The following is a 17,528-nucleotide window of genomic DNA, read 5'->3' on the forward strand; positions in this document are numbered from 1 at the left end:
GCCCGATCGGCCCGGCGGGCGGGCGGCGGAGGCGGAAACGCCGCCTCTTGCCGCCGCCTCGGCGCGGGGGCGCTACTTCTTGTCGCCGCCCTTGCCCTGGTCGCCGCCGCCGCTCATGGACTCGTAGATGTCCTTGCACAGCGGGCACACGGGGTACTTCTTCGGGTCGCGGCCCGGCACCCACACCTTGCCGCACAGCGCCACGACGGGTGTCCCGTCCAGGGCGCTCGCCATGATCTTGTCCTTCTGGACGTAGTGGGCGAAGCGCTCGTGATCGCCGTCTCCGTGGGACACCTGCGGCGTCGGCTCTACGAGGGTCCCCGTTCCAGTGCCGCGCTCGGGCTCGAGAGTGCTCATACGGCAAGGGTACTGAAGCGCACGGGCATCAGTTGAGCGACGGGTCGTCCGGGTAGGTGGCGACCATGGCCAGTTCGTTGCGCTGACGGCGCAGCACCTCGCGCCACAGCCGCTCGGGGGCCGGGGAGGAGACGTCGCCCGGTTCCGACTCGACGACGTACCAGGCCCCCTGCCCCAGCTCGTCCTCCAGCTGGCCGGGCCCCCATCCCGCGTACCCGGCGAAGATCCGCAGCGAGCCGAGGGCGGAGGCCAGCAGCTCGGGCGGCGCCTCCAGGTCGACCAGGCCGATCGCGCCGTGCACCCGGCGCCAGCCCAGCGGGGCGCGCTCGCCGGGGCCGCCGCCCGGGATGACGGCGACGCCGAGTGCGGAGTCCAGCGAGACCGGGCCGCCCTGGAAGACCACGCCGGGCTCCCCGGCGAGGTCCGCCCAGCCCTCCAGGATGTCGCCCACGTCGACGGGGGTGGGGCGGTTGAGGACGACACCGAGGGAACCCTCCTCGTCGTGGTCGAGGAGGAGCACCACCGCGCGGTCGAAGTTCGGGTCCGCCAGGGCGGGCGTTGCCACGAGCAGCCGCCCTGTGAGCGAGGACACCTCGGTCATGCCAGACATGATCCCGCATCTTCCCCTGGCGTGGGGAGCCAATCCGGCTACCGGAGTGAGGGCGCGCACGGGGTACGGGAGCGTCGCGGGCGCACGCGCGCGGCGGTGACCGCGCGTGTCCACCGGCCGACCGTTCGTGTTGTGACACAGCCATGACGTTCCGGCGGTGCACGGGCTTTCGGTTGCGCGCTCCCCCGCGATTACTCTGTCTCTCCGGCCCCCTGCCCGAACCGACCGGCCGGCACCTGCCCAACTCATCGGAACGCGAGATACATGACCGTCAACGGCACTGATGACGTACTGCTTGTCCATGGCGGAACCCCGCTGGAGGGCGAGATCCGGGTCCGGGGTGCGAAGAACCTCGTACCGAAGGCGATGGTCGCCGCTCTGCTGGGCAGCGAACCGAGCCGACTGCGCAACGTGCCGGACATCCGGGACGTGCGGGTCGTACGCGGTCTGCTGCAACTGCACGGGGTGACGGTACGTCCGGGTGAGGAGCCGGGCGAGCTGGTGCTCGACCCGACCCGGGTGGAGAGCGCCAACGTGGCTGACATCGATGCCCACGCCGGTTCCAGCCGTATCCCGATCCTGTTCTGCGGGCCGCTGCTGCACCGGCTGGGCCACGCGTTCATCCCCGGCCTCGGCGGCTGCGACATCGGCGGGCGGCCCATCGACTTCCACTTCGACGTGCTGCGGCAGTTCGGCGCGACGATCGAGAAGCGGGCGGACGGCCAGTACCTGGAGGCGCCGCAGCGGCTGCGCGGCACGAAGATCCGGCTGCCCTACCCGTCCGTCGGCGCGACCGAGCAGGTGCTGCTGACGGCGGTCCTCGCCGAGGGCGTCACCGAGTTGTCCAACGCGGCCGTCGAGCCGGAGATCGAGGACCTGATCTGCGTCCTGCAGAAAATGGGCGCGATCATCGCGATGGACACCGACCGCACGATCCGCATCACCGGTGTGGACAAGCTCGGCGGTTACACCCACCGCGCGCTCGCGGACCGCCTGGAGGCGGCGTCCTGGGCGTCCGCGGCGCTGGCCACCGAGGGCAACATCTACGTCCACGGCGCCCAGCAGCGCTCGATGATGACGTTCCTGAACACCTACCGGAAGGTGGGCGGGGCGTTCGAGATCGACGACGAGGGCATCCGCTTCTGGCACCCCGGCGGGCAGTTGAAGTCCATCGCGCTGGAGACGGACGTGCACCCCGGCTTCCAGACGGACTGGCAGCAGCCGCTGGTGGTGGCCCTCACCCAGGCGACGGGCCTGTCGATCATCCACGAGACGGTCTACGAGTCCCGCCTCGGCTTCACCTCCGCGCTGAACCAGATGGGCGCGCACATCCAGCTCTACCGGGAGTGCCTGGGCGGCTCCGACTGCCGCTTCGGCCAGCGCAACTTCCTGCACTCCGCGGTCGTGTCGGGCCCGACCCGGCTCCAGGGCGCCGACCTGGTCATCCCGGACCTGCGCGGCGGCTTCTCCTACCTGATCGCCGCCCTCGCGGCCCAGGGCACCTCCCGCGTCCACGGCATCGACCTGATCAACCGCGGCTACGAGAACTTCATGGACAAGCTCGTCGAGCTGGGCGCGAAGGTGGAGCTGCCGGGCCAGGCGCTCGGCTGAGGCGCCCCGGCCACCCAGCCCCGGCCACACGCCCTTCCCCCGGCCGGGGGTCCAGGGGTCGCCCCCCGGGCAGGCACAGCATGGACAAGCTCGTCGAGCTGGGCGCGAAGGTGGAGCTGCCGGGCCAGGCGCTCGGCTGAGGCGCCCCGGCCACCCAGCCCCGGCCACACGCCCTTCCCCGGCCGGGGCCTCAGGTCCCGCTCGGTCCAGGGGTGCCCGGCCGGGGGGTGTGTACGACGATGGGGCGGCCCCCCGTGGAGGGGGCCGCCCCATTGACGTTGTCGGCCCTGCCGGGCCCCGTACGCCGTCCCGTGGCGTACGGCGGCAAGGTCACTTGCCCTTGGCGGCTTCCTTCAGCTTGCTGCCCGCGGAGACCTTCACGCTGTAGCCGGCCGGGATCTGGATCGGCTCGCCGGTCTGCGGGTTGCGGGCGGTGCGAGCGGCACGGTGGGTGCGCTCGAAGTTCAGGAAGCCAGGGATGGTGACCTTCTCGTCCCCCTTGGAGACGATGTCGCCGACGACGTCGGCGAACGCGGCCAGCACGGCGTCGGCGTCCTTGCGGGTCACCTCGGCGCGGTCGGCCAGCGCGGCCACCAGCTCACTGCGGTTCATGTTGTTACTCCCGTGTTCTTCTTGCCGTTGAGGCGTGCCACGCGGCAAAGCCGCATGTTGGGCCAGCCAAGCCGATGCTGCCAGGGTCCTCGGGGGTCCCCGGACCCGGGTCCCTCGTCAGACCCTCGCGCCCAGGGAGGCATCCTGCCCCCACCTGCGGCGGGAAAGCCAATCCGGCACCCGTAGGAGTCGTGAGAACACCCTTGGGAGTCACACGAAAAGAGGGCCCGCGCCTGGCCAGCCACGATAAGGCGCACCACTGACAGCGTCCGCCACGACGCGCCGGTCCACGGCGCGTCGTGGCGATCGTCACGCTCGGGGGCCGGCGCCCCCGAACACCCACTCCGACCGGTTCGCCCGGTTCGTCCGGTTGGTCAGATTCCGGATGTGCTGCTGGTCACCGCGCTCGCGCCGGCCGCCTTGGCGGCCTCCCGGACGGCCCCGGCCACGGCTCCCGCGACCTTGTCGTTGAAGACGCTGGGGACGATGTAGTTCGGGTTCAGCTCGCCCTCGGTCACCACGTCGGCCAGGGCCTGCGCGGCGGCCAGCATCATCTCGGTGTTGACCGTGCGCGACTGGGCGTCCAGCAGGCCGCGGAAGACACCCGGGAAGACCAGCACGTTGTTGATCTGGTTGGGGAAGTCGGAGCGGCCGGTGGCCACGACCGCAGCCGTCTGACGCGCGATCGCGGGGTCGACCTCGGGGTCGGGGTTCGCGAGCGCGAACACGATCGCGCCGTCCGCCATGGCGGCCACGTCGTCGCCGTCGAGCACGTTGGGCGCCGAGACGCCGATGAAGACGTCCGCGCCCCGCACGGCCTCCTTCAGGGTGCCCGTGAGGTTCTCGGGGTTGGTGTTGTCGGCGATCCAGCGCAGCGCCGACTCGGGGGCGGCGTCGACCAGGTCCTCGCGGCCGGTGTGCACGACGCCGTGGATGTCGGCGACCACCGCGTTCTTCACGCCCGCGGCGAGCAGCAGCTTGAGGATGGCGGTGCCGGCCGCACCGGCGCCGGACATCACGACCCGGACGTTCTCGATGGGCTTGTCCACCACGCGCAGGGCGTTGGTGAGGGCGGCGAGCACGACGATGGCGGTGCCGTGCTGGTCGTCGTGGAAGACGGGGATGTCCAGCGCCTCGCGCAGCCGGGCCTCGATCTCGAAGCAGCGGGGCGCGGAGATGTCCTCCAGGTTGATGCCGGCGAACCCGGGGGCGATCGCCTTGACGATCTCGACGATGGCGTCGCTGTCCTGGGTGTCCAGGCAGATCGGCCAGGCGTCGATGCCGGCGAACCGCTTGAAGAGGGCCGCCTTGCCCTCCATGACGGGCAGCGCGGCCTTGGGGCCGATGTTGCCCAGGCCCAGCACCGCGGAGCCGTCCGTCACGACCGCAACGGAGTTGCGCTTGATGGTGAGGCGGCGGGCGTCCTCGGGGTTCTCGGCGATCGCCATGCAGACGCGGGCCACGCCCGGCGTGTAGACCATGGAGAGGTCGTCACGGTTGCGGATGGGGTGCTTGGACGCCATCTCGATCTTGCCGCCGAGGTGCATCAGGAACGTACGGTCGGAGACCTTGCCGAGCGTGACGCCCTCGATGCCGCGCAGCTTCTCGACGATCTCGTCGGCGTGCGCGGTCGAGGTCGCCGCGATGGTGACGTCGATCCGGAGCTTCTCGTGGCCGGACGCGGTGACGTCGAGGCCCGTGACCGAGCCTCCGGAGGACTCCACGGCGGTGGTGAGCTGCGAGACGGCCGTTCCGCTCGCGGGCACCTCCAGCCGGATGGTCATCGAGTAGGAGACGCTGGGCGCCGTTGCCATGGCCGACTTCCTCTGCTTTCACCGTGTCGCGAAGTTGTGCCGTCCGATCGTCGCACCTACCCCTGAGTACGTGGTAGTCGCCCCGGGTTGCGGACTTTGTGTTCACCGGAGTGTCCACCAGGAGGTGCCAGTGGGTATCAGAAGGTGGTGCCATTTTCGGAAAGTGACTTCCACCATACGAGAGATCACGCTGTCGCGGTAGGTGCCCACGCAACAAAAGAGGCCCACGTCACATTCCTCGTGACGTGGGCCTCTCGTGAGGCTTGTGACACCGACCCGCCATGCTCGCCTCGCGGCAAGTGGTCGCTCGTAGCGACGAAGGTTGGGCCCGGGGGCTTGGATCGGGCCGGTGCCACACCAAGGCTAACAAACGGATCCGGTAAGGCCATTCCCCTGGGCGAGGTTCCTTTCCCCCGCCGCCCGCACGGGCCCCGCGCTCAGTCCCGCAGCAGGTCCGGCACCCCGGCCGCGTCCGGCTCGTCGCGCTCGCCGGAGACCACCGTGAGCTGCTGGGTGGCACGGGTCAGGGCGACGTAGAGCACGCGCAGGCCGGCCGGCGACTCGTCGGCGATCTCCGCGGGCGAGACGACGAGCGTCGCGTCGTACTCCAGGCCCTTCGCCTCCAGGCTGCCCAGTGCCACCACGCGGTCCCCCAGACCCGCCAGCCAGCGGCGGGCCTCCTCGCGCCGGTTCATGGCGACGACCACGCCGACCGTGCCGTCCACCCGCTCCAGCAGCCGTTCGGCCTCCGCCCGCACGGTGGCGCCCAGGGAGTCCCGGACGACCGCGAAGCGCGGCTCGACACCGGTGGAGCGCACCGCGGAGGGCGAACGGGAGCCGGGCATGGCCAGGGCGAGCACCTTGGCGGCCAGCTCGGCGATCTCGGCCGGGTTGCGGTAGTTCACCGTCAGCTCGAAACGGCGGCGCGGGCGGGTGCCCAGGGCCTCGTCGCGGGCCTCGGCGGCCTCGTCCGGGTCGGACCACGAGGACTGGGCCGGGTCGCCGACCACCGTCCACGTGGCGTGCCGGCCGCGGCGGCCCACCATGCGCCACTGCAGCGGCGTGAGGTCCTGCGCCTCGTCGACGATGACGTGGGCGTACTCGGTGCGCTCCTCGGCCAGCCGCTCGGCGCGCTCGCGCTGCGACTCCTCGCGCACCGGCATCAGCTCCTCCAGGCCGGTGAGCTGGTCCAGGGGGTCCAGCTCGCGCTTCTTGCGCGGCCGGGCCGGGGTGCCGAGCAGCGCCTGGAGCTCGTCGAGCATCGCGATGTCGTGCACGGTGTACCCGTCCCGCTTCAGCGAGCGGGCGACCTTGCGCACCTCGCCGGGGTTGAGGACCCGGCGGGCCCAGCGCCCCAGGCGCCGTTCGTCGGCCATGGCGGCGAGCACCGCGCGCGGGGTCAGCTCGGGCCACCAGGCGTCGAGGAACGCGACGAAGGAGTCCTCGCCCGTCACGTCCTCGTCGAAGGAGGAGCGCAGCTCGGCGGCCAGCTCGGGGTCGGTGTGCCGGGCGGCGGCCCCCGACTGCTCCCACAGGGCGTCGAGGAGCAGTTTGCGTGCGCGCGGGCGCAGCAGGTTGACCGGTGCGGTGCCGCCGAGGGCGGTGCGCCGGACGCGGTCCAGGTCCGCGGCCTCCAGTTCGAGACGGCGGCCGAAGGCGACCACCCGCAGCCGGGTCGGCGGCCCGGCGGGGGCCGCCGTCTCCTGCTCCGCGTCAGGGTCGTCGCCGAGGGCGAGCTGCCCGGCGGGGGCGTTCACGCCCTGCCGCGCGCCGGGGCCGGTCTCCAGTGCGCCCCGGGCGGCCTTCCGCAGCACCTTCAGCATCCGGTACGAGCCCTTGGCGCGGGCCACGGCCGGCGAATCGTACAGCGTGGCCTCGACGCCGTCGACGAGCGAGCCGATCGCCCGGATGGCGACCTGCCCCTCCTCGCCGAGGGAGGGCAGCACGCCTTCCGTGTACGCCACGAGGAGCGGGGTCGGCGAGACGATCAGGATGCCGCCCGCGTAACGGCGGCGGTCCTGGTAGAGCAGGTAGGCCGCCCGGTGCAGCGCCACCGCCGTCTTGCCCGTGCCCGGGCCGCCCTCGACGTAGGCCACCGAGGCGGCGGGGGCCCGGATGACGAGGTCCTGCTCCGCCTGGATGGAGGAGACGATGTCCCGCATGCTGTGGCTGCGGGCCCGGCCGAGCGCGGCCATCAGCGCGCCGTCGCCGAGGGCGGGCAGCTCCCGGCCGTCCAGGTAGGACCTCAGCTCGGGCCGCATCAGGTCGTCCTCGACGCCGAGCACGCGCCGCCCCTTGGAGCGGATCACCCGGCGGCGCACGACCCGGCCGGGATCGACCGGGGTGGAGCGGTAGAACGGGGCCGCGGCGGGCGCCCGCCAGTCGATGACCAGCGGGGCGTAGTCCTCGTCGAGGACGCCGATGCGGCCGATGTGCAGGGTCTCGGCGATGTCGGCGGTGTTGTCCTCGCGCACCGCGCCCTCGGCCGGTTCCACGGCGGTGTAGGCCCCGTCGGGTCCCTTCTTGCCGTCCTTGCCGAGGAGCAGGTCGATCCGGCCGAAGAGGAAGTCCTCGAACTCGTTGTTCAGCCGGTTGAGGTGGACGCCCGCCCGGAAGACCTGCGCGTCGCGCTCGGCCAGCGCGCCGGGCGTGCCGACCTGGCCGCGCTGTGCCGCGTCCCGCATCAGGAACTCGGCCTCGTGGATCTTCACTTCGAGGCGCCGGTACACCCGGTCCAGGTGTTCCTGTTCCATGCTGATCTCTCGGTCCCGGACCGAGTCCTGCTCCGCGTCGCGCACCGCGTCGCGCGTGGCGTCGTGAACCGATTCGACCGCGGAATCCTGTTGAGCCTGAGCGGCCACCGGGCCCCCTTCTGACGTGCTGGGCAGCCGTCAACCGTACGCGAAGGGGACCCACCGGCGGAAGCCGGACCCGGCCGTAGCCGAGCATCGGCCCCGACCGGCTCCACGCGTGTGCCCTGAGCGGGTCTACGCGTGTGCCCCGACGGAATCCACGTGTGTGCCCGGAGCGGCTCCACGCGTGTGCTTCGAGCGGGTCCACGCGTCCACCTGGACCAGCTTGCGCCCGTCGAAGGCCATGACCTCGAAGTGGTCGATCTGGTTCGGCTCGAAGGCCGCGCCGCCGCGGACGCAGAGGGGGCTCGCGCACGGTGCCGCTGGGTATGCCCAAGGTCTCGGCCGCCTCGTTGACGGGCCCTCGGAAGTACGTCTCGCCGACAACCTCCCGGTGGGCAGGGTCAGGTCGTCGAGCGCGTCCGACAGCGTCATCGGCCACCGAGGGCGGCGCGGCGGCGGTGGCGGGCGACCCGTTCGCGGTTGCCGCAGACCTCACTGGAGCACCAGCGCCGTCTGCGCCCCCGGGAGGTGTCCAGGTAGACGATCGGGCAGTTGTCGCCCGCGCACCGGCGCAGGGCCGCCCGGGCGACGGGGTCGGTGAGCAGTTCCAGGGCGTCCCGGGCGACGGCCGCGAGCAGGGCGGCGCACTGGGGCGGAGCGGCCAGGGCGCGCACGAGGGTGCCGTCCGCACGGCGTACGGCGCGCGGGGCGGGCGGGGCGGCGCGGGCGGCCTCGTTGACGCGGGCGAGGGCGAGGTCGTGGGTGTGGGAGAGCTCGCGGGCGAGGTCGTGGGTGTGGGAGAGGTCGTGGGCGTGGGGAAGGTCGTGGGCGTGGGGGTCCGGGCGCAGGGGGCCTTCGAGGTGCCCGTGGACCAGGTGCCCGATGTGCCCGCGCAGTTCGCGGAAGGCGGCGAGCCAGGCGAGGTCGGCGTGGGCGAGACCGGTGCCCGGCGGGACCAGGCCCGCGCCCGTGATCCACGCGCGCAGCGGCGGAAGGGAGCCGAGCCGTTCCTGGGGGTGGGTGGTGGAGAGGAGGTCCAGACAGACCCGCCCGGCGTCGAACCGCAGTTCGTGGGGGACCGTGTCCGTGGCCGTCTCCGGGGCCGTACCCAGTGCCATGTGCCTGTCACCGCCTAGGGGGCGACACCCCGGCCGGTCGCGGCGGACCGGGCGGCGGGGTGCTCGTCAGGGCTGGGGGAACCGTTCCCTCCCACAGTGCCCGCCCGTTCCCACGGCCGGAACCCCCCGGACCGGACGCGGGTGACGTGGACGCCCGCGTATGCGGCCGCGCGTCTCGGCGATGGGCCCCGGCACGCCGGACGCGTTGACTGGACGGCATGGCAGACATCGGCACCAGCAACGGAACCGGCACCAGCACCAGCACCCGCACCCGCACCCGCACCCGCGACGGCAGGGCGCGCCCGGGCGCCGCCGGGGTCCTGGGCACCGCCACGGTCTTCACCGGCCTGCTCGCGGGCGTCTTCTACGTCTTTGCCTGCGCCGTGATGCCCGCCTTGGCCCGCAGCGACGACCGCACCTACGTCGAGGTCATGCGGAACATCAACGACGTGATCCAGAACCCGGTCTTCCTCCTCGCCTTCCTCGGCGCCCCGCTGCTGACGGCGGTCTCGGCGTGGCAGTTGCGCGGCGTGCCGCTGCCGCGCCGGTGGGTGTGGGCGGCGCTGGCGGCCCACGTCCTCGCGTTCGCGGTCACCTCGGCCTGCAACGTCCCCCTGAACGACGCGCTGGCCCACACCGCCGGTCCGGCGGAGGCCCGCGCGCACTTCGAGCACCCGTGGGTGGCGTGGAACGTCGTACGGACCCTGCTGGTGACGGCGGCCGGGGCCTGCCTGGCGCGGGCGCTGGTGCTGCACGGCGCCACCCGGCTGCTGCGCGGCGCTACCCGTCGTCCTCCCCGTACTTCGCGTCCGACGCCGGGTCAAGGGCCAGCCGGTACCCGCGCTTGACCACCGTCTGGACCAGCTTCGGCACGCCGAGCGCCGTGCGCAGGCGGGCCATGGCGGTCTCCACCGCGTGTTCGTCCCGGCCGGCGCCGGGCAGCGCGCGCAGCAGGTCGGCGCGGGCGACCACCCACCCGGGCCGCCGCGCGAGCGCCCGCAGCAGCGCCATCCCGGCGGGCGGTACGGGTCTCAGGTCCCCGTCCACCAGCACCGCCTGCCCCCGGATCTGCACCCGGTGCCCGGCGACGGGCAAGGTCCTTGCGCGCCCCGGCAGTTCCTGGCCCAGCAGCTGCACCAGCGGACCGAGCCGGAACCGCTCCGGCTGCACGGTGTCCACGCCGTGCGCCTGCAACGGCACGGCGGTGACCGGCCCGACGCACGCGGGCAGCACGTCGTGGGCGAGCGCGGCCAGCAGCTCGGTCAGCAGCCCCCGTTCCTCCGCCCGGGACAGCAGGGACGCGGCGGCCGGGGCGCTGGTGAAGGTGAGCGCGTCGAGCCCGCCGGAGACGGCGGCGTCCAGCAGCCGGTCCAGCGGGCCGGGGTCCTCCGGCGGCAGCCACCGGTACACCGGCACCGGGACGACCTCCGCCCCGCCGGCGCGCAGCGCCTCCACGAAGCCGGGCAGCGGTTCCCCGTGCAACTGGACGGCCACGCGCCGCCCGTCCACGCCCTGTTCCAGCAGCCGGTCGAGCACCTCGGCCAGGGACTCCGAGGACGGCGACCACTCCTCGGTGAGCCCGGCGGCCCGGATCGCGCCCTTGACCTTGGGACCTCGGGCCAGCAGCTCGACCCCCCGCAGCCGGCCGAGCAGCGCCTCGCCCAGCCCCCACCCGTCGGCCGCCTCCACCCATCCGCGGAAGCCGATCGCGGTGGTGGCGACCACGGTGTCGGGCGCCCGGCCGATGATCTCCTTCGTGGCGGCGAGGAGTTCACCGTCGTCGGAGAGGGGGACGATGCGCAGCGCGGGCGCGTGCACGACCGACGCGCCGCGCCGCTGGAGCAGCGCGCCCAGTTCGTCGGCGCGGCGGGCCGCCGTCACCCCCACGGTGAACCCGGCCAGGGGCCCGGGCCCGGCCGGCCGCTGCTGCTCGTCCTGGTCGTGGTCCTGGCTCATGGCTCTCGTCCCGTGCTGGAGTCGTCGTCTGTGCCCGTGAGCCTGCCAACACCGCATGACGGGTTCGGTTCACCGGCATGTCACCAGTGTTACGTCATACCTCGGCACCGCCGAGCCGCGGCTCCCTCCCGGCGGCGACGCCGCTGGTCACGTGCTCGCCGCCCGGCCGGCGAAGGTATACGGCGTAGGTGACCAGGAAGGCCGCGCCGTAGAAGACCAGGAAGGCGGCGAACGCGGCGGTGCCGGAGCCGTGGGCGAGGAACGACTGCCGGAAGGCCAGGTTGATGCCCACGCCGCCGAGCGCGCCCACGGCCCCGATGAGCCCCATGGCGGCCCCGGACAGCCGCCGCGCGTGCGCCACGGCCTCCTCCCCGACCAGTCCCCCGGCGAGGGCGTTGGCCTGGAAGATCCCCGGGATCATCTTGTACGTGGACCCGTTGCCGAGCCCGCTGAGCGCGAACAGGACGACGAACACGGCCACGAACAGCGGCAGCGAGCCCCGCATCCCGGCGGCGACGAGGGCGCCGGTCGCGGCGGCCATGGCGACGAAGTTCCACAGGGTGATCCGCGCGCCGCCGTACCGGTCGGCGAGCCGGCCGCCCAGGGGCCGGACCAGGGACCCGAGGAGCGGCCCGATGAAGGTGAGGTAGGCGGCCTGGAGGGGCGTCCTGCCGAACTGGCCGGTGAGCACCTGCCCGAAGGCGAAGCTGTACCCGATGAACGACCCGAAGGTCCCCACGTACAGGAAGGCCATGATCCAGGTGTGGGCGTCCTTGGCGGCGTCCACGGCGGCGCCGGTGTCGTTCTTCACGGAGGCGAGGTTGTCCATGAACAGCGCGGCGAGCACGGCGGCCACGACGATCAGCGGGATGTAGATCCCCAGCAGCACACGCGGCCCGCCGCCCGCCCCGATGACGGCGAGGGCGGCGAGCTGGATGACGGGCACCCCCACGTTGCCGCCCCCGGCGTTGAGCCCGAGCGCCCACCCCTTCTCCCGCATCGGGAAGAAGGCGTTGATGTTGGTCATGGAGGAGGCGAAGTTTCCGCCGCCGATCCCGGCGAGCAGCCCGACCCACAGGAAGGTGGAGAACGAGGTGCCGGGGTGCATGACGACGAACGCGGCAACGGTCGGCACGAGCAGCAGGCTCGCGGAGACGATCGTCCAGTTCCGCCCGCCGAAGAGCGCCACGGCGAAGGTGTACGGCACCCGTGCGACCGCCCCCACCAGCGTCACCACGGACGTGAGCAGGAACTTGTCGGCGGGGCTCAGCCCGTACTCGGGCCCCATGAACAGCACGAGCACGGACCACAGCGTCCACACCGAGAACCCGATGTGTTCGCTGAGCACGGAGAAGAACAGATTCCGCCTGGCGATCCGCTCCCCCGCCCCCGCCCAGAACACCTCGTCCTCCGGGTCCCACTCCCCGATCCAACGCCTGCCCGCCATCCCGCCTCCACGCGTGCCGAGTACCTGGCTTCCGACGGTAGGAAGCCGGAGTTTCCGCGCTGTGGCGGTGGGTGACGGGGAGGGAACGTCGGTCTCACCGCGTGGGGGGCGGGGGTGAGAGGCGGCCCTCAGCGGCCCTCAGCGGCCCTCAGTCGCCGGTCGGCCACAGTCGTGGCCCGCGCCGTGCCGCCAGGTCCTCGATCCAGCCGAGGGCGAGGATCGCTGCCGCGATCAGCGGCCACACCAGGACGAACATCCACAGGCTGTACGTCGAGTCGAGCATCGACGACGCGCGGTCGCTCTGCATGAACGGCAGGTTGTAGGCCTGGTCGACGAGAGGGACCGTGGCGGTGATGAGGAAGTTGTGCCAGAGGTAGATGGTGACGGCCCTGTTGTTGGCGAGGGTGATGAGTTTCCGCCGGCGGCGCAGGTGGGCGGGGAACTCGCGCCAGGAGGGGGCGTACTGGAGGAGGATCACGACGGCCCCGAAGGACCAGGCTGCCTGGGCGAGCGGGATGTCGTTCAGGTCCCAGCCGTCGGGGCCCTGGTGGCCGGAGGCCCACCACAGGCCGAAGACCATCAGCAGGGCGGCCGAGGAGACGGCGAGGTAGCGGGGGACCTTCGCCAGGAGGCCCTCGTGGTGGGCGAAGCCGAGGAGCCAGCAGCCGCCGTACACCGCGAAGTCCGTCACCGCCTCGCCCGTCTCGCCGGGGATCCGCACCACGCCCGTACCGAGGACCGCCGTCAGGGCGAGCGGGGCGAGCAGGGTCGGCCACGGCGCCCGGCGCAGCGCCCGCAGCAGGAGCGGGGACGCCACGACGAACCAGAGGTAGGCGCGCAGGTACCACAGGGGGCCCGCCGCGTCGTCCGGCCAGGTCGTCTCCAGCAGGCCGGAGTCGGAGCCCAGGTGTGCGGGGTAGGGCGGGGCGCCGACCGGGACGACGTAGTCCAGGAGCTTGGTCACCCACAGGCTGCCGCCGAGGTCCGGATCCTTGAACGGGTTCCAGCCTCCCACCAGCAGCAGCGGGAGCAGGACCGCGCCGAACGCCCACAGCGGGGGCAGCAGCCTGCGCAGCCTGCCCTTGACTACGCTCAGGGCCGGGCGGTTCAGGGAGCGTGCCATCAGGGAGCCCGCCAGCGCGAACATCACGCCCATCGAGGGGAACAGCACGGTCAGCCAGGCCCAGCCGAACAGGTGGTAGAGCACCACCCGGAACAGGGCCAGGGCCCGTAGGAGGTCCAGGTAGCGGTCGCGGCCGGCCGGTCCGCGCGGGCCGGCGGCGGGCTTCGGAGCGAGGGTCTGGGTCATGCCACCGGCCTCCGCACGGTCGGGTCGCTCAGCAGGTCAGGACCGCTCACCGCAGCAGCCGGGTCGCGGGGTGCGGGACCGGCCGGTGCCTCCACCACGCCGGTGCGGCGCAGCTTCTGCCAGCGCAGCCGGCCGCCGGTGAGGGCGGTGATCCAGGACTGGAGCAGCACCACGTACATGAGCTGGCGGTAGAGGATCTGCTGGAGCGGGAGCGAGATCAGATGGGTCATGCGCTCGCGGTCCAGCCGGAACGCGTACGCCGCGCAGAACGCCTGGATGGCGAGCACGCCCAGCCAGGCCACGACCGTCCTTGCGGTCGGGCCGAAGATCACGCCGTAGAGGAGGAAGAGGTCGATCAGCGGGGCCAGCAGCGGGGCGACCACCATGAAGAGGGACACCAGGGGCAGGCCCACGCGGCCGAAACGGCCGGAGGGGCCGCGGTCGAGGAGCGCGCCGCGGTGTTTCCAGATCGCCTGCATGGTGCCGTAGGACCAGCGGTAGCGCTGGGACCACAGCTGCTGGACGGACTCGGGCGCCTCGGTCCAGGCGCGGGCGTTCTCGGCGTAGACGACACGCAGGCCGGCGCGGTGCAGGGCCATGGTGATGTCGGTGTCCTCGGCGAGCGTGTCCTCGCTCATGCCGCCGACCTGTTCCAGGGCCGAGCGGCGGAACGCGCCGACCGCGCCGGGGATGGTCGGCATGCAGCGCAGCACGTCGTACATGCGGCGGTCGAGGTTGAAGCCCATGACGTACTCGATGTGCTGCCAGGCGCCGATCAGGGAGTCCCGGTTGCCCACCTTGGCGTTGCCGGCGACCGCGCCGACCCGCGGGTCGCCGAAGGGCTGGACGAGTTCGCGGACGGTGGAGGGTTCGAAGACGGTGTCGCCGTCCATCATCACGATCAGGTCGTGGGAGGCGTGCGCGATACCGCGGTTGAGGGCGGCGGGCTTGCCCGCGTTGCGCTGGCGCACCACCCGTACGCCGGGCAGGCCCATCGCCTCGACGAGGTCCGCCGTGCCGTCCGACGAACCGTCGTCGACGACGACCACCTCGACCGGGTGCTCGCTCGCCATCAGGGAACGCACCGTGTTCTCGATGCACTTGGCCTCGTTGTACGCCGGTACCAGCACCGAGACCGGTCCGGTGACCGGCGGCCCCCAGCCGAAGCCGGGGCGGCGCACCCGGCGGGCGTGCGCGGCGGAGAGCAGCAGCATCAGCGCGAACCTGGCGATGACCAGGGCGCCGACCAGCGCCAGGCACCCGCCGAGCGCGTCGGTGAGGTCGTCGGAGGCCCGGACCAGGAAGATCCACGCCCTGCCCTTCCACAGGTCCGCGCCGGTGACCGGGGTGAGCGCGCTGGGCGCTCCGAGCGCCTCGGTGAGGTTGTCGAACCGGTAGCCGCGCGCCTGGAGTCGCGGCAGGTACCGGTCCAGCGCCTGCACGGTCTGGTGGCGGTCGCCGCCGGAGTCGTGCATCAGTACGATCGCGCCCTCGCCGTCCTTCGGGGTGGCCCGCCGGACGATCTCCGCCGGGCCGGGCTTCTGCCAGTCCTCGCTGTCGAGGGTGTTGACGACGGTGATGTAGCCGCGGCTGCCGATGTACTCGGTCACCGGCCAGGAACGGTCGTCCATCGCGTCGGCGAAGGAGGAGTACGGCGGCCGGAACAGCGAGGTGCGCACCCCGGCCGCGCCGGTGATGGCGAGCTGGTTCTGCGACAGCTCCCAGTCGATGCGCTGCTTGGACTGGTAGGACAGGTCGGGGTGGTTGAAGGTGTGCAGGCCCACCTCGTGGCCCTCGGCGACCATGCGCCGGACGAGGTCCGGGTATCGCGAGGTCATGGTGCCGGTGACGAAGAAGACGGCGTGCGCGTGGTGCTTCTTGAGCACGTCCAGCACCTGGGGGGTCCAGGTGGGGTCGGGGCCGTCGTCGAAGGTGAGCACGAGGCGGTGGTCGGGCACGCGCAGGCTGGTCGTCTGCCCGTGGCGGGTGTCGATGACCGGCCCGCCTTGGAGGATCTTGTCCGGCACGGTGTCGGTGGCCGCCTCGGACCGGATGCGGTGGTCGGCCATGATCTCGCTGTGCACGTAGCCGCGCAGCACCAGCATCGCCATCAGCGCGGCGAGGAGAACCACGGGCACGATGAGGCGGAGCGGCAGCCGGAACGGACGCCGGGCCGTCCGGCGCCGCCCGCCGGGCCCTCCGGGACGCGCTGACGCGCGGCGGGGACGGGAGCGGGGGCGGGCGGAGGACTGGTGGCGCGGACCGTGGTCGCCGGTGGGGCGGCCGGTGTCGCCACCGGTGCCGGGCCGGGGGGCGGCGTCGCCCCGGCCGCCGGGCGTGCCGCGGCCCGCGGCGGACTCGATACGGCGGCCCGTGCCGTCGCCCTCCACACGGCGGTCCGCTCCGTCGCCCTCCCTGCCGCGGTCCGTGTCGTCGCCTTCTGCCGTGCGGTTCGGGTCGGTGGTCCTCGGTGGCCGCCCGCGGCGGATGTGGGCGGCCATCAGGCGCGGTTATCCGGGGACGCGGGGGACGTGGGCGTCGCGGTGCCGGACGTGCCGGGGCCGGGAGGCGAGGTCGGGCCCGGGGGCGTGGTGGGACCGGGGGCCGAGGTCACGGGTACCGGAGTTCCCGGGCCGTCCGCGACCGTTCCCGGGCCGCCGGTGCCCGTGCCGGTGCCGGTTCCCGTGCCCGTAGCGGCACCGCCGCCCCCGCCACCGCCCGCGCCGCCCGCGCCTGCCCCGCTGCTTCCCGCTGCCGGTGTCGACGGGCCGGAGCTCGGGGAGCCGCCGCCACCAGTGGTCGGCGTCGTCGGTCCCGTCGACGGGGAGGCCGGAGGCGGGGACGGCTCGGTCACGGGGCCGCCGCTGGTGCCGGAGCCCGGAGGCCGGGACCCGGTGGTCCCCGAGGTGGCCGACCGCGGCCCCGCCGAGGAGCCCGGCCGGTGCGGTCCGGCGGACGCGCCGGCTGCCCCGCCACCGGCGCCCGGCGTCGGCCCGGTGCCGCCGGCGGCCGGGGCGGAGACGCCGGGCGCCCCCGGCAGCCCGGACGCGCCCGGCGCCACGACGCCCACCCCGGTACCCACTCCTGCTCCTGCTCCCACTCCCGTACCGGCACCCGGCGGGCGGGGCGGGTCCGAGGGCTCGGCGGAGGTGTCGACCTTGCTCGCGGGCCGGTCGTCGGCCTGGCCCGGCACCGGCAGCCAGGGTGCCCTGGAGTTGCCGGACACGAGGGTGACGACGATGACGGCGGCGTACACCGCGCAGCTGATCCCCGCCGCCATCCCGATCCGGCGGAACCGGCGGCTGCGGCGGCCGGACGCGTCGACGAAGACCGGCCCCTCGGAGCCCCCGGCCCGCCGCTCCCCGCAGCTGCCGTCCGGCTCCTCTCCGCCGGGTCCGGTGGCTCCGCTACGTCGAGTGGATCCGGTACTTCCTGTTGATCCGGTACTTCCTGTTGATCCGGTACGGTCGAGCCGGACGGTCAGCTCCTCCGTCCCGGGGCCGCCGGAGCCGGCCCCCGCCTCGCTCCACGGGTCCTCGACACGCACCGCGGCGAGCGCCCCCGTCTCCGGGAATCTCTGGGTGCCGCCGTCCGCCTGCGCATCCTGCGCGCCACCGGCGTCGGAACCAGTCGTTCCGGTCGCCGACGCGGCCTCGGGCCATTCGGGTTGGGCTTGTTCCAGCCCCTTTTTCACGCGCACGTTCGTTCCCCCACGGGAGTGTTCCGGGCGCGCCTACGACCCCGAGCCCGCGTCGCCGGAACAGGCCCCCACCTGCCCGAGCGCCCCCCTTGTCCCACCCTGCTCGGCGGTCATGAACGTACGCCCATGAGGACCGCCC

The 17,528-nt window shown here is 73.3% G+C and carries 12 protein-coding genes and 1 pseudogene; 2 read left to right on the forward strand and 11 right to left on the reverse strand.

The window, feature by feature from the left end; all coding sequences use genetic code 11:
- Positions 1–72 precede the first annotated feature (72 nt).
- Positions 73–357 (reverse strand): DUF3039 domain-containing protein, encoded by a 285-nt coding sequence (locus tag AB0G56_RS23825; protein WP_360972473.1) that lies wholly within the window; start codon positions 355–357, stop codon positions 73–75.
- Between the two features lie 28 nt (positions 358–385).
- Positions 386–958 (reverse strand): YqgE/AlgH family protein, encoded by a 573-nt coding sequence (locus tag AB0G56_RS23830; protein ID WP_360972474.1) that lies wholly within the window; start codon positions 956–958, stop codon positions 386–388.
- A 273-nt stretch (positions 959–1,231) separates the two neighbouring features.
- Here AB0G56_RS23830 and murA point away from each other — a divergent pair, with 273 nt between their 5' ends.
- The gene (gene murA / locus AB0G56_RS23835; RefSeq protein ID WP_360972475.1) at positions 1,232–2,578 is read left to right on the forward strand and encodes a UDP-N-acetylglucosamine 1-carboxyvinyltransferase; all 1,347 of its coding nucleotides are present in this window, start codon (positions 1,232–1,234) and stop codon (positions 2,576–2,578) included.
- 330 nt (positions 2,579–2,908) lie between these two features.
- Here the strand turns inward: murA and AB0G56_RS23840 are convergent, their stop codons facing one another.
- From AB0G56_RS23840 to AB0G56_RS23860, 5 genes and pseudogenes are all read right to left on the reverse strand, one after another.
- Positions 2,909–3,190 carry an HU family DNA-binding protein gene (locus tag AB0G56_RS23840; protein ID WP_037862537.1) on the reverse strand — a complete coding sequence of 94 codons (282 nt, stop codon included), beginning with the start codon at positions 3,188–3,190 and terminating at the stop codon, positions 2,909–2,911.
- Between the two features lie 374 nt (positions 3,191–3,564).
- Entirely contained in the window at positions 3,565–5,004 is a 1,440-nt protein-coding gene (locus tag AB0G56_RS23845; RefSeq protein WP_360972477.1) for an NAD-dependent malic enzyme, read from the reverse strand.
- A gap of 437 nt (positions 5,005–5,441) precedes the next feature.
- Complete coding sequence (locus AB0G56_RS23850; protein WP_360972479.1) at positions 5,442–7,865, reverse strand: UvrD-helicase domain-containing protein; 2,424 nt, start codon at positions 7,863–7,865, stop codon at positions 5,442–5,444.
- Between the two features lie 198 nt (positions 7,866–8,063).
- Positions 8,064–8,165, reverse strand: a pseudogene (locus AB0G56_RS23855) (RNA polymerase subunit sigma); the annotation flags it as partial.
- 122 nt (positions 8,166–8,287) lie between these two features.
- The gene (locus AB0G56_RS23860) at positions 8,288–8,977 is read right to left on the reverse strand and encodes a CGNR zinc finger domain-containing protein (RefSeq protein ID WP_360972481.1); all 690 of its coding nucleotides are present in this window, start codon (positions 8,975–8,977) and stop codon (positions 8,288–8,290) included.
- Between the two features lie 218 nt (positions 8,978–9,195).
- On the opposite strand from AB0G56_RS23860, the gene AB0G56_RS23865 reads away from it, so the two are divergent.
- The gene (locus tag AB0G56_RS23865; protein WP_360972483.1) at positions 9,196–9,825 is read left to right on the forward strand and encodes an anthrone oxygenase family protein; all 630 of its coding nucleotides are present in this window, start codon (positions 9,196–9,198) and stop codon (positions 9,823–9,825) included.
- Here the strand turns inward: AB0G56_RS23865 and AB0G56_RS23870 are convergent.
- The 4 genes from AB0G56_RS23870 to AB0G56_RS23885 all read right to left on the reverse strand — a co-directional run bounded on the left by AB0G56_RS23870 (position 9,758) and on the right by AB0G56_RS23885 (position 15,800).
- Positions 9,758–10,933, reverse strand: coding sequence for a uroporphyrinogen-III synthase (locus AB0G56_RS23870; RefSeq protein ID WP_360972485.1), 1,176 nt, complete (start codon positions 10,931–10,933; stop codon positions 9,758–9,760). The genes AB0G56_RS23865 and AB0G56_RS23870 overlap by 68 nt on opposite strands.
- Positions 10,934–11,027: 94 nt before the next feature.
- Positions 11,028–12,380, reverse strand: a complete 1,353-nt coding sequence (locus AB0G56_RS23875; protein WP_360972487.1) for a nitrate/nitrite transporter — start codon at positions 12,378–12,380, stop codon at positions 11,028–11,030.
- Positions 12,381–12,528: 148 nt separating this feature from the next.
- Positions 12,529–13,689, reverse strand: coding sequence for an acyltransferase (locus tag AB0G56_RS23880; RefSeq protein WP_360972489.1), 1,161 nt, complete (start codon positions 13,687–13,689; stop codon positions 12,529–12,531).
- Complete coding sequence (locus AB0G56_RS23885; protein WP_360972613.1) at positions 13,686–15,800, reverse strand: glycosyltransferase; 2,115 nt, start codon at positions 15,798–15,800, stop codon at positions 13,686–13,688. Before AB0G56_RS23885 ends, AB0G56_RS23880 begins: the two co-directional genes overlap by 4 nt.
- Positions 15,801–17,528 lie beyond the last annotated feature (1,728 nt).

This window comes from Streptomyces sp. NPDC021356, from assembly GCF_040641015.1.
GTDB lineage: Bacteria > Actinomycetota > Actinomycetes > Streptomycetales > Streptomycetaceae > Streptomyces.

Excerpts from the sequence above, each read along its gene's own strand:
- AB0G56_RS23825 (WP_360972473.1), bottom strand. The coding sequence starts at position 357 with ATGAGCACTCTCGAGCCCGAGCGCGGCACTGGAACGGGGACCCTCGTA.
- AB0G56_RS23865 (WP_360972483.1), top strand. The coding sequence starts at position 9,196 with ATGGCAGACATCGGCACCAGCAACGGAACCGGCACCAGCACCAGCACC.
- AB0G56_RS23860 (WP_360972481.1), bottom strand. The coding sequence starts at position 8,977 with ATGGCACTGGGTACGGCCCCGGAGACGGCCACGGACACGGTCCCCCAC.
- AB0G56_RS23870 (WP_360972485.1), bottom strand. The coding sequence starts at position 10,933 with ATGAGCCAGGACCACGACCAGGACGAGCAGCAGCGGCCGGCCGGGCCC.
- AB0G56_RS23875 (WP_360972487.1), bottom strand. The coding sequence starts at position 12,380 with ATGGCGGGCAGGCGTTGGATCGGGGAGTGGGACCCGGAGGACGAGGTG.
- AB0G56_RS23880 (WP_360972489.1), bottom strand. The coding sequence starts at position 13,689 with ATGACCCAGACCCTCGCTCCGAAGCCCGCCGCCGGCCCGCGCGGACCG.
- murA (WP_360972475.1), top strand. The coding sequence starts at position 1,232 with ATGACCGTCAACGGCACTGATGACGTACTGCTTGTCCATGGCGGAACC.
- AB0G56_RS23840 (WP_037862537.1), bottom strand. The coding sequence starts at position 3,190 with ATGAACCGCAGTGAGCTGGTGGCCGCGCTGGCCGACCGCGCCGAGGTG.
- AB0G56_RS23845 (WP_360972477.1), bottom strand. The coding sequence starts at position 5,004 with ATGGCAACGGCGCCCAGCGTCTCCTACTCGATGACCATCCGGCTGGAG.
- AB0G56_RS23830 (WP_360972474.1), bottom strand. The coding sequence starts at position 958 with ATGACCGAGGTGTCCTCGCTCACAGGGCGGCTGCTCGTGGCAACGCCC.
- AB0G56_RS23885 (WP_360972613.1), bottom strand. The coding sequence starts at position 15,800 with ATGGCGATGCTGGTGCTGCGCGGCTACGTGCACAGCGAGATCATGGCC.